Source organism: Pseudomonas sp. LS1212, from assembly GCF_024741815.1.
In the GTDB taxonomy this organism is placed as follows: Bacteria; Pseudomonadota; Gammaproteobacteria; order Pseudomonadales; family Pseudomonadaceae; genus Aquipseudomonas.
Genome location: NZ_CP102951.1, coordinates 2461971 through 2477342, shown reverse-complemented (window position 1 = coordinate 2477342; position 15372 = coordinate 2461971). Strand labels below are relative to the sequence as shown.

Annotated in this window: 19 protein-coding genes; 5 read left to right on the top strand and 14 right to left on the bottom strand. The window is 62.5% G+C overall.

Translation table 11 applies throughout. From position 1 onward, the window contains the following. Positions 1–234 precede the first annotated feature (234 nt). The gene (locus NVV94_RS11655; RefSeq protein ID WP_258447286.1) at positions 235–423 is read right to left on the bottom strand and encodes a hypothetical protein; all 189 of its coding nucleotides are present in this window, start codon (positions 421–423) and stop codon (positions 235–237) included. Positions 424–662: 239 nt separating this feature from the next. Here NVV94_RS11655 and NVV94_RS11650 point away from each other — a divergent pair, with 239 nt between their 5' ends. The 5 genes from NVV94_RS11650 (at position 663) to NVV94_RS11630 (ending at position 5362) form a co-directional block, all read left to right on the top strand. After that, a complete protein-coding gene (locus NVV94_RS11650; protein WP_258447285.1) occupies positions 663–1688 on the top strand; it encodes a polyamine ABC transporter substrate-binding protein in 1026 nt (341 codons plus the stop codon). After that, positions 1673–2629, top strand: a complete 957-nt coding sequence (locus NVV94_RS11645; RefSeq protein WP_258447284.1) for an ABC transporter permease — start codon at positions 1673–1675, stop codon at positions 2627–2629. Before NVV94_RS11650 ends, NVV94_RS11645 begins: the two co-directional genes overlap by 16 nt. Before the next feature lie 6 nt (positions 2630–2635). Further along, positions 2636–3445, top strand: coding sequence for an ABC transporter permease (locus NVV94_RS11640; protein ID WP_258447283.1), 810 nt, complete (start codon positions 2636–2638; stop codon positions 3443–3445). 17 nt (positions 3446–3462) lie between these two features. Next, complete coding sequence (locus NVV94_RS11635; RefSeq protein WP_258447282.1) at positions 3463–4614, top strand: ABC transporter ATP-binding protein; 1152 nt, start codon at positions 3463–3465, stop codon at positions 4612–4614. A 451-nt stretch (positions 4615–5065) separates the two neighbouring features. Continuing rightward, positions 5066–5362: a DUF6124 family protein gene (locus NVV94_RS11630; protein ID WP_258447281.1), complete on the top strand. Its 297-nt coding sequence runs from the start codon at positions 5066–5068 to the stop codon at positions 5360–5362. A 152-nt stretch (positions 5363–5514) separates the two neighbouring features. Here the strand turns inward: NVV94_RS11630 and NVV94_RS11625 are convergent, their stop codons facing one another. The 13 genes from NVV94_RS11625 to NVV94_RS11565 form a co-directional block, all read right to left on the bottom strand. Continuing rightward, positions 5515–6369: a CsgG/HfaB family protein gene (locus NVV94_RS11625; RefSeq protein WP_258447280.1), complete on the bottom strand. Its 855-nt coding sequence runs from the start codon at positions 6367–6369 to the stop codon at positions 5515–5517. A 26-nt stretch (positions 6370–6395) separates the two neighbouring features. Then, positions 6396–6806, bottom strand: a complete 411-nt coding sequence (locus NVV94_RS11620) for a curli assembly protein CsgF (protein WP_258447675.1) — start codon at positions 6804–6806, stop codon at positions 6396–6398. Positions 6807–6811: 5 nt separating this feature from the next. Next, entirely contained in the window at positions 6812–7255 is a 444-nt protein-coding gene (csgE, locus tag NVV94_RS11615) for a curli production assembly/transport protein CsgE (protein ID WP_258447279.1), read from the bottom strand. A gap of 25 nt (positions 7256–7280) precedes the next feature. Beyond that, on the bottom strand, positions 7281–7808 hold the full coding sequence (locus NVV94_RS11610) for a type II secretion system protein (RefSeq protein ID WP_258447278.1): 528 nt from the start codon (positions 7806–7808) through the stop codon (positions 7281–7283). After that, positions 7783–8157, bottom strand: a complete 375-nt coding sequence (locus tag NVV94_RS11605; RefSeq protein WP_258447277.1) for a type II secretion system protein — start codon at positions 8155–8157, stop codon at positions 7783–7785. Before NVV94_RS11605 ends, NVV94_RS11610 begins: the two co-directional genes overlap by 26 nt. Positions 8158–8161: 4 nt before the next feature. Continuing rightward, the gene (locus tag NVV94_RS11600; RefSeq protein WP_258447276.1) at positions 8162–8647 is read right to left on the bottom strand and encodes a type II secretion system protein; all 486 of its coding nucleotides are present in this window, start codon (positions 8645–8647) and stop codon (positions 8162–8164) included. Then, the gene (locus NVV94_RS11595; protein WP_408733500.1) at positions 8644–10401 is read right to left on the bottom strand and encodes a secretin N-terminal domain-containing protein; all 1758 of its coding nucleotides are present in this window, start codon (positions 10399–10401) and stop codon (positions 8644–8646) included. Before NVV94_RS11595 ends, NVV94_RS11600 begins: the two co-directional genes overlap by 4 nt. Before the next feature lie 95 nt (positions 10402–10496). Further along, complete coding sequence (locus tag NVV94_RS11590; protein ID WP_258447274.1) at positions 10497–11030, bottom strand: hypothetical protein; 534 nt, start codon at positions 11028–11030, stop codon at positions 10497–10499. After that, the gene (locus NVV94_RS11585; protein WP_258447273.1) at positions 11027–11578 is read right to left on the bottom strand and encodes a GspMb/PilO family protein; all 552 of its coding nucleotides are present in this window, start codon (positions 11576–11578) and stop codon (positions 11027–11029) included. Before NVV94_RS11585 ends, NVV94_RS11590 begins: the two co-directional genes overlap by 4 nt. Beyond that, on the bottom strand, positions 11565–12110 hold the full coding sequence (locus tag NVV94_RS11580) for a PilN domain-containing protein (RefSeq protein WP_258447272.1): 546 nt from the start codon (positions 12108–12110) through the stop codon (positions 11565–11567). Before NVV94_RS11580 ends, NVV94_RS11585 begins: the two co-directional genes overlap by 14 nt. Position 12111: 1 nt before the next feature. After that, complete coding sequence (locus tag NVV94_RS11575) at positions 12112–12951, bottom strand: hypothetical protein (protein WP_408733499.1); 840 nt, start codon at positions 12949–12951, stop codon at positions 12112–12114. Next, entirely contained in the window at positions 12902–14626 is a 1725-nt protein-coding gene (locus NVV94_RS11570) for a GspE/PulE family protein (RefSeq protein WP_258447270.1), read from the bottom strand. Before NVV94_RS11570 ends, NVV94_RS11575 begins: the two co-directional genes overlap by 50 nt. 70 nt (positions 14627–14696) lie before the next feature. Beyond that, the gene (locus tag NVV94_RS11565; protein WP_258447269.1) at positions 14697–15227 is read right to left on the bottom strand and encodes a response regulator; all 531 of its coding nucleotides are present in this window, start codon (positions 15225–15227) and stop codon (positions 14697–14699) included. Between the last annotated feature and the right edge of the window lie 145 nt (positions 15228–15372).

Here is a 15372-nt window from a genome sequence, read left to right as displayed (position 1 = left end):
GACATGAATCAAGGGCCGTCGTGGTAGTAACGATGAAAGCTCTTGAATCGTGGGCGGCCAGTGTGCAGAGAAAACGCCACAAGGGCACCCCGCTGCCATGCATTTGGGAAATGGACTACGCAATGTTCAGACGCTCAGCAGCGCTGGCTGCACGAGTGGCTCAGAATCATCGGCGATGGGTGACTCACAATCGCTGGAATTGGGCGTCAGCATCACTGGAATACACAAGAAGGGTCAGTCGTCGGCCTTGGGAAAATTCCGGCAGCTCTTGCGCGCCTTCATCTGCTCCTCCGTCGGGCGCTCATCGACAAACACCGGCGGCCTGTCGGAATAGATTTCCAGGAACCCCCAATGGAGGTCCGCTTCAGCCTGGCCCGGCTTGGGCGGCTCAAGCCACCACACTTCACGACTGATCAACGCCATTTTTTTAATCCTTTCGCTTCACTGCCTTCTAACTATAGCGACTGCGCAAGGCATGTCCGGGCAGCTCTGCGGATGACCGGTAGAAGCAACCTCTTGCTAAAAGTTTGGAATACCATAATATGATATCCCGTAGACCGAATAGTCGTTCGCCCTGAACCAGGGCCCGAAAGACCTGCTGCTCCCGTTAGGCGGGCATCTACAGCCCGCTCAAAACACAACAACAAAATGAGGGCGTACCCATGGTGTTCAAAAAACGTGCAACCGCGCTGCTGGCAGCCGGCCTGCTCGCCGTAACCTGCAACGCTACGCTGGCAGCCGAAAGCATGAGCTTCGTCAGCTGGGGCGGCACGACCCAGGACGCGCAAAAGCAGGCCTGGGCCGAACCATTCAGCAAAGAAACGGGCATCAAAGTGGTCCAGGACGGCCCTACCGACTACGGCAAGCTCAAGGCCATGGTCGAAAGCGGCAATGTGCAATGGGACGTGGTCGACGTCGAAGCCGACTTCGCCCTGCGCGCGGCCAGCGAAGGCCTGCTCGAGCCGCTGGACTTCAACGTGATCAAGCGCGACCGCATCGACCCGCGTTTCGTGACCGATCACGGTGTCGGCTCCTTCTACTTCTCCTTCGTGCTCGGCTACAACGAAAGCAAGCTGGGCGCCGGCAAGCCTCAGGACTGGACCGCGCTGTTCGACACCAAGACCTATCCCGGCAAACGCGCCCTCTACAAATGGCCAAGCCCTGGCGTACTGGAACTGGCCCTGCTGGCCGACGGCGTAGCGGCCGACAAGCTCTACCCGCTGGACCTGGACCGCGCCTTCAAGAAGCTCGACACCATCAAGAAAGACATCGTCTGGTGGGGCGGCGGCGCCCAGTCGCAGCAATTGCTCGCTTCAGGTGAAGCGAGCCTTGGCCAGTTCTGGAATGGCCGGGTCTATGCCCTGCAACAGGATGGCGCGCCAGTGGGCGTGAGCTGGAAGCAGAACCTGGTCATGGCCGATGTGCTGGTCATTCCCAAAGGCTCGAAGAACAAGGACGCCGCCATGCGCTTCCTGGCCAACTCCAGTTCGGCCAAGGGCCAGGCCGACTTCGCCAACCAGACCGCCTACGCGCCAGTCAACCTCGACAGCGTCAGCCTGCTCAAAGAAGAGCTCGCACCGAACCTGCCGACTGCCTACGCAAAGGACCAGATCACTCTAGACTTCGCATACTGGGCTAAAAATGGCCCGGCTATCGCGACACGGTGGAACGAATGGCTGGTCAAGTGAAAATGACGGCCGCCACGTCCCGTCAATCCACGCCCGCCGTCAGCGCCGCAAGCGCTGCCGGCCAGGCTCCGAGCAAGGCCACGGTGATGAAAGACTCCACCACAATGGCACAGCGTTGGCGAGGCGCCGGTAACCTGGTCCCTGCCCTGCTGTTCCTCGGCCTGTTTTTCTTTGCGCCATTGATCGGCCTGCTGCTGCGCGGCGTCATGGAGCCGGTGCCGGGCCTGGGCAACTACGAACAGTTGTTCGCCAACTCCGCCTACGCACGGGTGCTGTTCAATACCTTCTCGGTAGCCGGCCTGGTCACCCTGTTCAGCCTGCTGTTGGGCTTCCCGCTGGCCTGGGCGATTACCCTGGTGCCACGTGGCTGGGGTCGCTGGCTGCTCAATATCGTCCTGCTGTCGATGTGGACCAGCCTGTTGGCGCGCACCTATTCCTGGCTTGTGCTGTTGCAGGCTTCGGGGGTGATCAACAAGGCCTTGATGGCCATGGGCATCATCGACCAACCCCTGGAGATGGTGCACAACCTCACCGGCGTTGTGATCGGCATGAGCTACATCATGATCCCGTTCATCGTCCTGCCGCTGCAGGCGACCATGCAGGCCATCGACCCGATGGTGCTGCAGGCCGGTTCCATCTGCGGCGCCAGCCCCTGGACCAACTTCTTCCGGGTATTCCTGCCGCTGTGCCGCTCGGGTCTGTTCTCGGGTGCCTTGATGGTGTTCGTGATGTCGCTGGGTTACTACGTCACCCCGGCCCTGCTCGGTGGTGCGCAGAACATGATGCTGCCCGAGTTCATCGTCCAGCAGGTGCAATCGTTCCTCAACTGGGGCCTGGCCAGCGCCGCCGCAGCGTTGCTGATCCTGATCACCCTGGTGCTGTTCTACTTCTACCTGAAGCTGCAACCGGAATCCCCGGTCGGCTCCAGTAACGCGAGGTAAGCCGTCATGCTCCTGACTCCCAACGCCATGAGCCGGCGCATGCGCATCGGCCTCTACACGACGACGGGCCTGATCGCGCTGTTTCTGGTGCTGCCGATCGTGTTCATCGTCCTGCTGTCGTTCGGCTCCTCCCAGTGGCTGGTATTTCCGCCACCGGGCTGGACGCTGAAATGGTACGAGCAGTTCTTCTCCAATGCCGACTGGATGGATGCGGCCTTCGCCAGCCTCAAGGTCGCGATCCTGACCACGATCTTCGCGGTCGCGCTGGGGCTGCCAACGGCCTTTGCCCTGGTACGCGGACGCTTTCGCGGGCGGGAGATGCTCTATGGGCTGTTTACCCTGCCGATGATCGTGCCGCTGGTGATCATCGCGGTGGCGGTCTATGCGCTGTTTCTCAAGCTCGGCTACACCGGGACGATGTTTTCCTTCGTGGTCAGCCACGTGATCGTCGCCCTGCCGTTCACCATCATTTCGATCATCAACTCGCTGAAGCTGTTTGATCAGTCGATCGAGGATGCCGCCGTCATCTGCGGGGCGTCGCGCCTGCAGGCGGTGTACAAGGTGACCTTCCCGGCAATTCGCCCGGGCATGGTGGCCGGTGCGCTGTTCGCGTTCCTGGTGTCGTGGGACGAGGTGGTGCTCAGCGTGATGATGGCCAGCCCGACCCTGCAAACCTTGCCGGTAAAAATGTGGACCACCCTGCGCCAGGACCTGACCCCCGTCATCGCCGTCGCCTCGACGCTGCTGATCGGCCTGTCGGTATTGGTCATGATGATCGCCGCCGCTCTGCGCCGGCGCAATGAAGTCAGCGCCTGAGCGCCCAGGAGAAGAAGATGAGTGCCGTAATCAAAGACACCACAGAACAAGGCAAGACCCTGGTCAGCCTGCGCAACCTGAACAAGCACTACGGCGACTTCGCGGCCGTGGACAACATTTCGCTGGATATCCAGGACGGCGAGTTCCTGACCTTCCTCGGCTCCAGCGGCTCGGGCAAGAGCACCACCCTGTCGATGCTGGCCGGTTTCGAAACGCCCAGCTCCGGGGAAATCCAGGTCAATGGCCAGTCGCTGGTCAACGTGCCGCCGCACAAGCGCGACATCGGCATGGTGTTCCAGCGCTACTCACTGTTTCCGCACCTGTCGGTGCGCGACAATATCGGCTTCCCGCTGGCTATCCGCAAGCAAGCCAGCGCCGAGCGCGAGCGCCGGGTCGAGGCCATGCTCAAGCTGGTGCAACTCGAGCAGTTTGCCCACCGCCGCCCTTCGCAACTGTCCGGCGGCCAGCAGCAGCGCGTGGCCATCGCCCGGGCGCTGGTCTACGAGCCACGCATCCTGCTGATGGACGAACCGCTGGGCGCCCTGGACAAAAAACTGCGTGAAGACCTGCAGGACGAACTGCGCCAGCTGCATCGGCGCCTGGGCATCACCATCGTCTACGTGACCCACGACCAGGAAGAAGCCATGCGCCTGTCCCAGCGCATCGCCATCTTCAGCCACGGCAAGATCGTCGGCCTTGGCAGCGGCTATGACTTGTATCAGAACCCGCCGAATGCCTTCGTCGCCTCGTTCCTGGGCAACTCCAATTTCCTCAAGCTCAAGGCTCAGGGCAATGCCGTGGCGACGTTCGAAGGGCAACCGCTGTCGATCCGCCTGACCACAGGGCTGAAAGCCGATCAGGACGTGCTGTTGATGGTTCGCCCGGAAAAGGCCGTGGCGTTGAGTGCGGCGCAAGCTGCCAGCGAGCCGTTGGCGGCGGGCTGGAACGAAGTGGCGGCCAAAGTCACCGAGGTGTTGTTCCTGGGTGAGAGCCTGACCTGCAGCGTGGTGACTGCCGGGGGTACGGCCATGACGGTCAAGGCGCTGTCGGCGGGCGGGATGCCGTTGTCGGCTGGCGATCAGGTCAGGGTGCGTTGGGCGACCTCGGATGCTTGCGTGTACACCCAATGGACTGAAAGCGACCTGAACAAGGCAGCTGGGGCGCACTGACAGCAACATCTATACGCAATTTCCTGTAGCCGCTGCCGCAGGCTGCGCTGGAGTCCCAACGGGGCTCCCCTGCGTTCTTGAGACCCTGCGCCTGCTGGCGCAGGCGAGCGCAGCCTGCGGCAGCGGCTACAGGATTTGCGTTGGCCGAGGGGGCTGTAGGTTGCTTCCGGGGTTGCACAGAGAAATTTCCCAAGCATAATCCGCGCGCGCTATAACCTGTTGCGCCTGCCTGGACGCGTGGCTAGTCTTGCCCGGTCGTTGCCAATTCAACGACCGGATGTCGCAGTCCGAGGCATAACGCAATAGCGCCCATATCGTTTTATGGCGGCTGTGCGTGGGGCACCCTCGGGTGCGCCGAGTTCCTATGCCTCGGTCTGCGAAACCGCGCACAGCTGCCACCCATTCGTATCGCAGCGAAAGGTGACGGCTCCATATGCATAGGAGAAGCACCATGATCAAGATCGTCCCCGATCCACCCCATCTACCATCAATCACCACCACCGCACACAAAACCTTCGGCTCCCTGGACAGTGACAGTCAGCCCCTCTTCAGCGTGCGCGAAGGCATCCGCGCCGAAGATGCGTTGCTGCATGTCGGCATGCTGCTGGGTTGCATCGAAGCCACCGCCTGGGATGCCGTCGAGCATTTGCATCTGAACGACAAAGGGGTGGTGATGGGTATTATCCAGAATGTCGAGATGGCGCGGGCGCTGGTTGAGGCCTTGCTGGATGGGGCAGCCAGGCAATAGCTTCAGAGATCGTGTCGCCTGTATCGCTGGCAAGCCAGCTCCCACAAGGGAACATTGTCAATTCACATATTGTGAACGACGCGACCCTGTGGGAGCGGGCTTGCCCGCGATGGCATCACCGCCGTGATCCGGTCGACCGCCCAAGCCAGACTTCACTGCGCCGGTGCATCGGCAACGTTCTGGCTCAGGTACTTGTCCACCGAGGGATCTTCCGCGCCCTTGCCATCGGCCACTTGCCACATCTTGCGCTCGATGCCCTGCGCCAGCAGGTGCCCCACGGCCGACTCGATGGCCGACAGCACGCACAGCTGCGCCGGTTCGTTGGTGGTATAGCCCACCTCCGCCTCCAGCAGTTTCTTGAACTCGACGAACTTGAACACACCGGCCGTGCGCGCCACCGAATAGATGGTCTTGCTGGTCATCACATTGGCCAGCACCTGACCGCTGCGCACATCCACCGCCCGCAGGTTCACGGTAACCTGGTCGACCCGGTACTCGCGGGCCGCACCGATACCCAGGTAACGCGCACCCTCCCCGCCGCTGCGCACATTGGTGTCGTAGGCAATGACCCCGCCTTCGAGCATCAGGTTCGCCGCTTGCAAGGGCGGCAGCTCACCCTGGATATTCACCGGTGTATTGGGTTTCTTCTGCGAGGCCCGGATTATCTTGCGTTCGGTCAGCAGGTTCTGCAGCCCTTCGCGCTCGAGCACCACGAACCAGCCACTGGCCTGCAAGGCGTCCATCAACATGCTCGCCGCGCCTTGGGTGACGCTGGTCGAGAACGAGCTTGCCGGCGTCGGCTTGTACTGTCCGGTCTGGTCCCGGAAGCCATACACCACCGCTACCAGACGCCCCTTGGGCCTGGGCATCGCCAGCAGATCGTAATAGGTCGAGGCACGCGGGGTGAGGGTCGGGGTATCGATATCCTGCTCGGCAGGCATCGGCTCACGTACGCCGCATCCCTGCAAGGCTGCTACCAGCATGACCAACATCAAGATTTTTTTCATGGTCTGTCATCCTATTTGACGGTGGTTCAATTGAAGCGGAGCCCATCGACGACGATTTCCGAAGTTTCCCCGGTGGCCTTGTTGCTCACCACGATGGTCAATACGCCGTCGACGTCGACGATTTCGATCAGGAACGCGTCGGTCTGCAAGCTACCGGTGTTGCCGTTCTGGATATTGGTCAGCAGCTGGGACAGCAGCCGCGACTCCAGCTGGCTGGTGAAGCGTTCAAATGCCGTGGTCCCGGCCAGCGACGAACGCGACTCGAGGTCCGGGTCGTCATGGTCGTTCTGCGACTGGGCGTTGTTGAGCAGCCAGGTCCCGTTGAGCGGGTTGCCGCCGAAGGATGGGTTGACCGGGGTGTAGACCAGCTCGGTCGCGTTGACGGCGCCGGCCAGCAACAGGCCCGATGCCAGGGAGATCGAGAGTGAAGGGATCATCTTGTTCATAATTCGTCCTTCTCCAAATCGGTGGTGTCTTGCAGTAGGATTTCCAGCCTGCGCTGGAGAATCTGGGCCTTGACCAGGTCGGCAGCCTCATAGGCGATTTCTTCGAGGTCGACGGTGTTGGGCGGCAAAAAACGCCGGTAGATCGTGCGCTGCTCATACTCGACCCAGATCAGGCTGCCCCAACGGGCCGAGGGCCGCTCACGCACTACCAGGTTGAAATCCAGGCGACTGGTACTGCGCAGGCGTTCGGAAAAGGCGCGATAAAAATCGTGACCGGTGTGGGAAATGGCTTGGTCGACGATAAAACCCTTCATCTCGTCCTCTTCGGACGCCGCAAACGTGGGCGCTGCCAGGCTCAACAACACCAGCGCCCAGGCAAAGCGCCGCCGACTGCTGCCATGTGTGCTGGACCTGGTCTGCTTCTGGCGATAACCGAACATGGTCTTTCTCCTCACGACTTCCTGGTCATTGGCTCTTGGCCGCACGGGCGGCGCTTGCGGCGGTGTCGAGAAAGGCCTTCTCGGCAACGAACTGCCAGTCCGAATGCTGGGTCAAGCCTTCGAAATCCACCCATTGGGTTGGGAAATTCGCTTGTATCAGGGGCCGCTGCGTGTCTTGACTGTAGACCCCGGTAATGCGCCCGTCGAAGGAGTGCAACAGGCCCCAGTCGCGGCTGCCGGTCAACGGATCCGGATAGAGCCTGCGCAGGTGCCGCTGCGGCGACGGAAAGCGCTTGTCCTCGAGCAGGTCTTCCAGCGCAGCCGGGTATTGCGCCAGGCCCGGCGAGGCGCGGTAGTAGCTGCGCAGGGCCTGGGCATACTGGGTGCCGACCCACAGCAGCTCGCGCTCGCGCTGGCGTTGCCCGATCGTTGACCAGACCTCGCCGGCCGTTGCCAGCATCGAGCCCATCAGCACGATCAGAAACAGCACGCCGAGGTAGGTAAACCCCTGCTGCCCCCTGGCGTCGCTACCACTGCGCATACTGGCTGCCATCACGGGCCCTCCCGGTCGCTCCGCTTTTCACATCGGCAACCCCGCCGGCCACGCCCTCGGGCGGTGGCACCAGGACCCACATATCGTTGCGTTCGGTGATCGGGTCCAGCGGCAAGCTGCGCAGGTAACGCTGGGTCACCATGTCCTCGATGGACTCGGGGTAGCGCCCGGTGTCGCCGTAGTAGTGGTCGAGCGCTTCACGGATCACTGCCAGGCTCTGGCGCAGGGTGGTTTCGCGAGACGTCTCCAGGCTGCTGAAATAGCGCGGCACGGCGATGGTCATCAGCGTCGCGATAATCGCCATCACCACCAGCAGTTCGATCAAGGTAAAGCCCTGGCTGCGTCGCATGTGATCACCACTCCCGGTAGGCAATGCCATTGAGGCCCTTGCCGCGTGCCAGCGAATAGACGTCGAAGACGTCCTCGCCCTCACGCGGGCTGTCGGGTGGACTGTCATAGGCGCGCAGGCCCCAGCTGTCTTCGTCTTGGCGGGCATTGGCCTGGCGGGCATTGGCCAGCGGGTCGCTGGGAATGCGCCGCAGGAAGTACACCTTCGCGCCCTTTGCACTGCGCACATCGCGAACGCCATCGACCAGTACCTGCAGGTTGGGCGGGTAGCCGCTGCTGCTGACCGATTTTTCGATATGCCCGGCGTCGGCGGCGCGCTTGTAGGCATCGATGGCGTCGCGGATCTGGTACAGCGCGATCTTCATGTCCTGTTCCTTGCCACGGCGGATCACGGTTTCGGTCAAGGGCGCGGCCATCGCGGCCAACAGGCCGACCAGGGCCAGGGTCACGACCACCTCGATCAGGGTAAAACCGCGTTCGGACGTGTTCATGGCGCAGGCTTCGTCTGAATCGGTGCTACGGCCAGTGGCTGAGCGGCCATTGGCTTGGCGACATCGCTGTCCGTCTCTCCCACCACCGCGCGGTCCTGGCTCGGGATGCGCATGCTGGTTTCGGTGCCCGAAGGGAACTCCATGTCCGATGGGCTCTGGTACGGCAGGTTACGCACGATGCGCGGGGTGATCGACAGCACCAGTTCGGACTTGCCGACCGAGTCCTTGTTGCTGCCGAACAGCCGACCCAGACCGGGAATGTCGCCAAGGCCCGGGATCTTGTTGCCGGTGGAACCGTGGTCGTTGCGCACCAGGCCCGCCAGGATCTGCGTTTCGCCATCGTGCAGGCGCAGCGTGGTCTGGGCGTTGCGGGTGTCGACCTGGACCGGGATGGTGCCCTGGCGAGTCGGCTCCAGCGGTGTGGCGTTACTGACTTCCAGCGCGACCTTGATCGCCACTTCGTTGTTCAGGTGCACCACCGGGGTCACTTCCAGCTTCAGACCCACATCCAGGTAGGTGATGCTTTCGGTGATCACCGGGCCTTGGGTCGACGGCACCGAGGTGGCGCTGACGATCGGTACCCGCTGGCCGATATGGATGCGCGCCTGCTCGCGGCTGCTGACGCGGATCACCGGGCTTGCCAGGGTATTGATGTCGTTGTCCTGGGCGTTGATGCGCAGCTGCGGCGATGGCGAGATGGTGATACGGCTCGAGTCGATGCTGCGCAGTTGGTTGAGAATGGTCACCGGCGTACCGTCACTGGTGAGCACGCCGAAGGTGTTGGGCCACTGCATGCCGAGGTCGAGGATGCGCTGGCGGGCCACTTCCATCACTTCCACTTCCAGCACCACTTCGGGGTTTGACTGATCCTGCGATTGCAGCAACTTCTCGGCCATGCGCACCGCATCGGCAGTGTCGCGCATGCTCAAGGTGTTGAGGCGTTCATCGACGAACACATCGCGGGTCTTGAGCATGGTCTTGACCATGTTCAGTGCGGTGTTGGCGTCGATATTGGTCAGGTAGAAGGTGCGCATCACCAGCTCCTGATAGTCCTTGGTTTTCTGCGGTGAATCGGGGTAAATCAGGATGGTGTTTTCGTTCACCACCTTCTGGTGCAGCTGGTTCTGCTGCAACAGCAACTCGACGGCATCTTCAATGCGCACATCGCGCACGAAAATGGTGGCCTTGAGCTCGGGGCGCAGGTCCTTGTCGAAGATGAAGTTGAGCCCGGCGACCTGGGACAGGACCTCGAAGATGACCTTGAGGTTGGCATCGCGAAACTCCAGGGTCACCGGCCGTTCCAGGCGCGTGCGCAACTGCGGGTTTGGCACATTGGTGCGGCTGTTGACTTCATCGATGCTGCGACGCATTTCCAGCGCACCTTCGTGCTTGGGGTCCAGGGTGAGGATGTAACGCACCTGGCGCTCGGCACCGACCACGTCGCCGCGGCGCAGGTCGGTCTCGGCCTGGACCAGGCGCTGGTCGAGGGTGCGCAGGTGTTCGAGCTGGCGCAGGGAATCCTTGGCCCGCTCATTGTTCGGTTCGATCACCAGCACGCGCCGGTAACCTTCACTCGCCGAGGCGAAGTCACGGGTCGAGCGGTCCAGGTCGGCCTGGGCCAGCAGCGCCTTGACCGAGCGGGCCCGGGCATGGTTCAGGGCGATATTGAGCTTGGTGTCACGTGGGTTGTCTTTTACGCCATCCTCCAGGCGATTGATCCCCGCTTCGTACTGGCCGTCTTCGATCAGGGCCATTCCTTGTTTTCTTGCCAGCGTGGCGCTGCAACCGGCCAGCAACAGGCTGGTCCCCAGTAACAGCCACAACAACGGTGAAGACCGTTTGACCGCAATCATGGAGCACTCCCTACAGACAAAGTCTGGGACTGGTGCAAAGGAAGATAGACCATGTTCATCTCGGTATCGGAGATACCCACGATCCTGTAGGTGTCATCGATCATGTCGCCGTTACGCACGACATAGAGCTTTTCGCCTTTTTGCAGGAAAACCTGCACGTCATTACGATCATCGATCCGGCCGATGAACTGAAAAGGCAGCGGTGGCGCAGTCGGGGCCGCCAGCGGCACTGGCGCATTGGCCAGGGCCTGCGCCGTCACGGTGGCAAGGACCGGTGCCGGCTTCCAGCTGTGAGGCGCAAACAGGTCGGCCTGAGGTTGTAGCGGGCTGACACCGCTGGGCTTGGACTGCGCCACCGCAGCCTTGCCGGCCAGTGGTTGCGTGGCCGCTTTTACGTTCTTGGCGGTCGCTGCCGTTGCCGGCACCACTTCCACTTCATCGGCGTCCTCGAACCAGTGCCCGGGAGCCCAGGCAAAGATCGCCGCCGCACTCAGGAACACCCCCCAACCCAAGCCTTTGCGTGCGTTCATGATGACCTCGACAGATACAGGGTCAGTCGGATGCGTCCATTGAGCTCGGTGTCGGCAATGCGCTTGCGTTGCAGGTCGACATCCTCGAGCACCACGGCCGGCAGTTCGCTGAGCAGTGCATGGAGAAAACGCCGCAGTTGCGGATAGCTGCCGCGTACCGGCAACAGAATCTGATAACGCGCCAGATGAGTCCTGGGGTCGGTGCCCAGGGAGTATTCGCCACGGGCCAGGACGATTCGCTCCTGGCTGGCCAGGACGTAGATCCGGTCGATTGCCGAAGTGGCCTCCAGCTGTGCCGGCAGGCGTTGACGGAACTCGTCCAGTTGCCGCTGGGGGACTTCGGGCGGTGCGACCGTGCCCTGCTCGATCTGCGCCAGGTAGGTGCTGGCCTCCTGGTTCTGTTCGCTCAAGCCCTGCAGCCGCTGCCAGGCGGGCATCAGCCCGAATGCGGCATGACCCAGTGCCAACAGCAGCAGCGCCACCCCGGCCACACCCGGCCAACCGAGCCGTTGCAGGTGTTCATGGATGATCAACCTAGGGATGTGCATCGCCCACCTCCCAACTGGCCTGTAGATTGAATTGCACCGGGTGTTCGGCCGATTTGGCATCGACTTCGTGGTTGAGCAGGGAAACGTCGCTGAGCTCGGCGCTGGCTTCCAGCTGCCGGTGGAACGCCAGCATCGCCTCCAGGTCACGCGCCTCGGCACTGATGCGCACTTGCCCCTTGCGGGCATCGGGCGTCAGCGCGAGCAAGGCGACATGCTCGCGAGGCAGTGCTTCGAGCATCGCGAACAAGCGCTCCCAGGGCCTGCGCAGTTGCGCCGAAATACGCCGCATCTCCGCCAGGCGGCTGGCCTGCTCGCGACTTTCGGCCGGCGACAGGCCGGCAGCGCCCTGTGCTTCGCCGTGCAACTGGCCCTGGGCGTGGCGCAGCCGGCCATGGGCTTGCTGTGCCTGGGTGTCGAGCTGCAGGTGGGTCCACAGGCCGACGGCGCCCAGCAGCAGCCCGACCAGCAACAGGCTCCAGCCGCAGGCGCTGGCCCGACGCCGGGGTTGAAAATCCAGGTTCAAGGCGCGCATTTCAGTGCACCGTCCGGGACATGACATAAAGCACATCGCGCACCGGCGCGGCTGCCGCCTGCCAGGCCAGCAGCACCACCGCCTCCTGGTCCAGGCAAGGCGTGCTGTCGATGCGACCCGGCGCATGGAGATAGATCGGCAGTGGCCGCGTGCTGTCATCCCCGAGCAGTTCATGCTCGCGGGCAATCAGCGCGCCCAGCGCGCCGTCGGAATCGGGGCCGCAGACCGAACGCACGCTCTCCCAGCGGCCTTCGCGCGCCACCAGCAAGGTGCTGCGGCCTGGCTCGGCGACGACGAACAGAAAGTCGTCCTTGGCCATTTGCCCGTCGAAGTGGTTGAAGGCCGCCATCAGGTAGGGCTGCACCGAGACCAGGCGCAGGCTCAGGTTGCCGGCCAGGGCCCGCAGGCGCAGCAGCAGTTCGTCGGGCACGGCCGCGGCGACCCGTGGCTGCCCTGCCGCCTCGGCGGACAGGCTGAGCGTCCAGTTGTGTGCCGAGAGGCCGAAAATCTCCTCGAAGCAGATCCCGGCGTACACCTGCAGTTCAGTGTCGGTGTTGATCTGGTCGCTCCACGGCACCCGGCAGAAACGGCTGTAGTGGTTCGACAGCACCACGCACAGCTCGGCGCGGCCGCGAACCTGCTCGGCCAGCAGCCGCTCCAGGGTTTCGGTTGCCACGGGCCAGGCGGGAAAGTGGTCGCTGATGAAGCCGACACTGCCCAGCCACTCGCAAGTACCGCCACGGCGGCGGCACAGGCCGACCCCATTGGGCCCGAGTACGGCGATGTAACGTTCAGTCCACGAATGTGACACGATTGATCTCCTCCAGTGTCGTGCGTCCATCACGCACCAGTTCCAGCGCCGATCCCCGCAACAGGCGCAAGCCACGGCTGCAGGCCAGGGCCTTGATGCGGGCGATCGGTTGGCGTTCGATGATCATCTGGCGAATCTCGTCGTCCAGATGGAGCAGTTCGGCGATGGCCGTACGGCCGCGATAGCCGGTGCCACGGCAACGGCCACAACCGCTGCCGTGGACGAAGCGGTAATCCTTGACCTTCTGCGCATCGAGGCCCGAGGCCGAAAGCTCCTCGGCGCTCGGTGGGCAGGGCCTGGCGCAATCGCTGCAGACCAGGCGGATCAGGCGCTGGGCCAGCACCGCGTTGAGCGCGGAAACGAAGCTGTAGGGGTCGACCTCCATCTGGGTGAAGCGGCCAATCACGTCGAAGACGTTGTTGGCGTGGATGGTGGTGAACACCAGGTGACCGGTCAGCGCCGATTGCACGGCGATTTGCGCCGTATCCGGGTCGCGTATCTCGCCGACCATGATCTTGTCCGGGTCGTGGCGCAGGATCGAGCGCAGGCCGCGGGCGAAGGTCAGGCCCTTTTTCTCGTTGACGGGAATCTGCAGGACGCCGGGCAGCTGGTACTCCACCGGGTCCTCGATGGTGATGATCTTGTCCACCCCATGGTTGATCTCGGTGATCATGGCGTAGAGCGTGGTGGTCTTGCCGCTGCCGGTCGGGCCGGTCACCAGGACCATGCCGTACGGTTCTGCGGCCAGCCGGCGCAGGTGGCGCAAGGTCGCGTCTTCAAAGCCCAGCGATTCCAGACGGACGCCATTGGCCCGGTCGGCCAGGTCTTGCTTGTCCAGCACCCGCAGCACCGCGTCTTCGCCGAAAATGCTCGGCATGATCGACACGCGAAAATCGATCTGCCGGCCGCTGATGCCGATCTTGAACCGACCGTCCTGGGGCACGCGTTTCTCGCCGATGTCCAACTCGGCCATGACCTTGACCCGCGAGATCACCTGTTCGGCGAACTCACTGCCCTGGACCTTGCTGATATTGTTGAGGACCCCGTCGATGCGGTATTTGATCACCAGACCGCTGCCGGTCATGCCCAGGTGAATGTCGCTGGCATGCATTTTCAGCGCGTCGTACAGCGTGGAGTTGACCAGCTTGACCACCACGCTGGCGTCTTCGCTGATGCTGGTCAGCGACAGGCTTTCCAGCGCTTCATGCACATCGCAGGTATCGGTCTGGGCGTTGAGCGATTCAACGGCGTGGAAGCTCTCTTCATGACGGGCCAGGAAGGCGCCGAGATCGGCGGCATGGGCCAGGTACAGGGAGGCGCCGCGAAGGTTTTCGTCGATCCAGGCCAGGCGGTGTTCATCGAAGGGGTCGGCAAAAACGCCGATCAGCTCTTCACCCTGGCGCACCATGACGAATTCGCGCTTGATGGCCTGGGCCAGGGTGATGTGCTCGAACACCGGGGCAGTGCCGAACAGGCTCTGGCTGTCGAGCACCGGGTAATGGAGCGTGCGGCCAAGGCACTGGGTGAAAGCCTGTGGGTCGAGTGTCGAAAGGGTTTCCAGTGCGGCGAGCGTGCGTTCGCCCTGGCTGGCGGCGGTTGCCTTGGCCTGCTGCAACAGGGCCCGGGCAAACCGTGGTGGTGTGGTTTCAAGCTCCGGTATGGCAATGGCTGACGGCGGCACGGCAGCAACAGACAGACGTTCCATGGCATGCACTCCAACGCTCCGGGGTTTTCACCCATCCGGCGCGCCAGCACATGCTCGTCTGTACGCGCCCCTATTCCCCGGTAAGCTGTTGCGTGTCGTCGGGAACCGGAGGCGTCGGCACGGTGCGTCGACGATCCGCCAATACCCAACTGCCGTCATACAGCTGCAGCGGGAAACTCTCCTTCCTGCATTGACGCCGCTCGACGAACCCTTCGCCTTGTGTGCCCGGCCTTGCCCCGGATTCCTTGCCCATCAGGTCACAGACCACGCGTGCCAGTTCCGCCAATGGAAAGGGTTTCAACAGGATGTGGCTGATGCCCAGTTGTTCTGCGCGCTTGTAAACCTGGTCACTCGGATGCGCGGTCATCAGTACAAAATGGCAATTCCTGTTGCGGCGGACAGCTTCGAGTACCTGGAACCCCTCCATGTCGGGCAAGCGAAAATCCAGTACGACGACTTCGGGTGCAAAACCTTCGGCAATGCTGATGGCTTTGGCACCGTCATGGGCCACACGGACATCCAGGCACTTGGTCTCAAGGAAAGCCTTGAGGTTTTGCGCAAGGATTAGTTCGTCCTCGACTATCAATACTGTGTTTGCCAAGGTGGACTCCTTGTAACTGTCAGGTCCGGTTTCGGGCCTGGGAGTGCGCGCCTCACTTAGGCTTAAGCACGCTTCATGCCAGACCGCATACCGATAATTTCATTTAGCCATACCGCTGATTTAACTGGAAATTTTCCAAACTGCC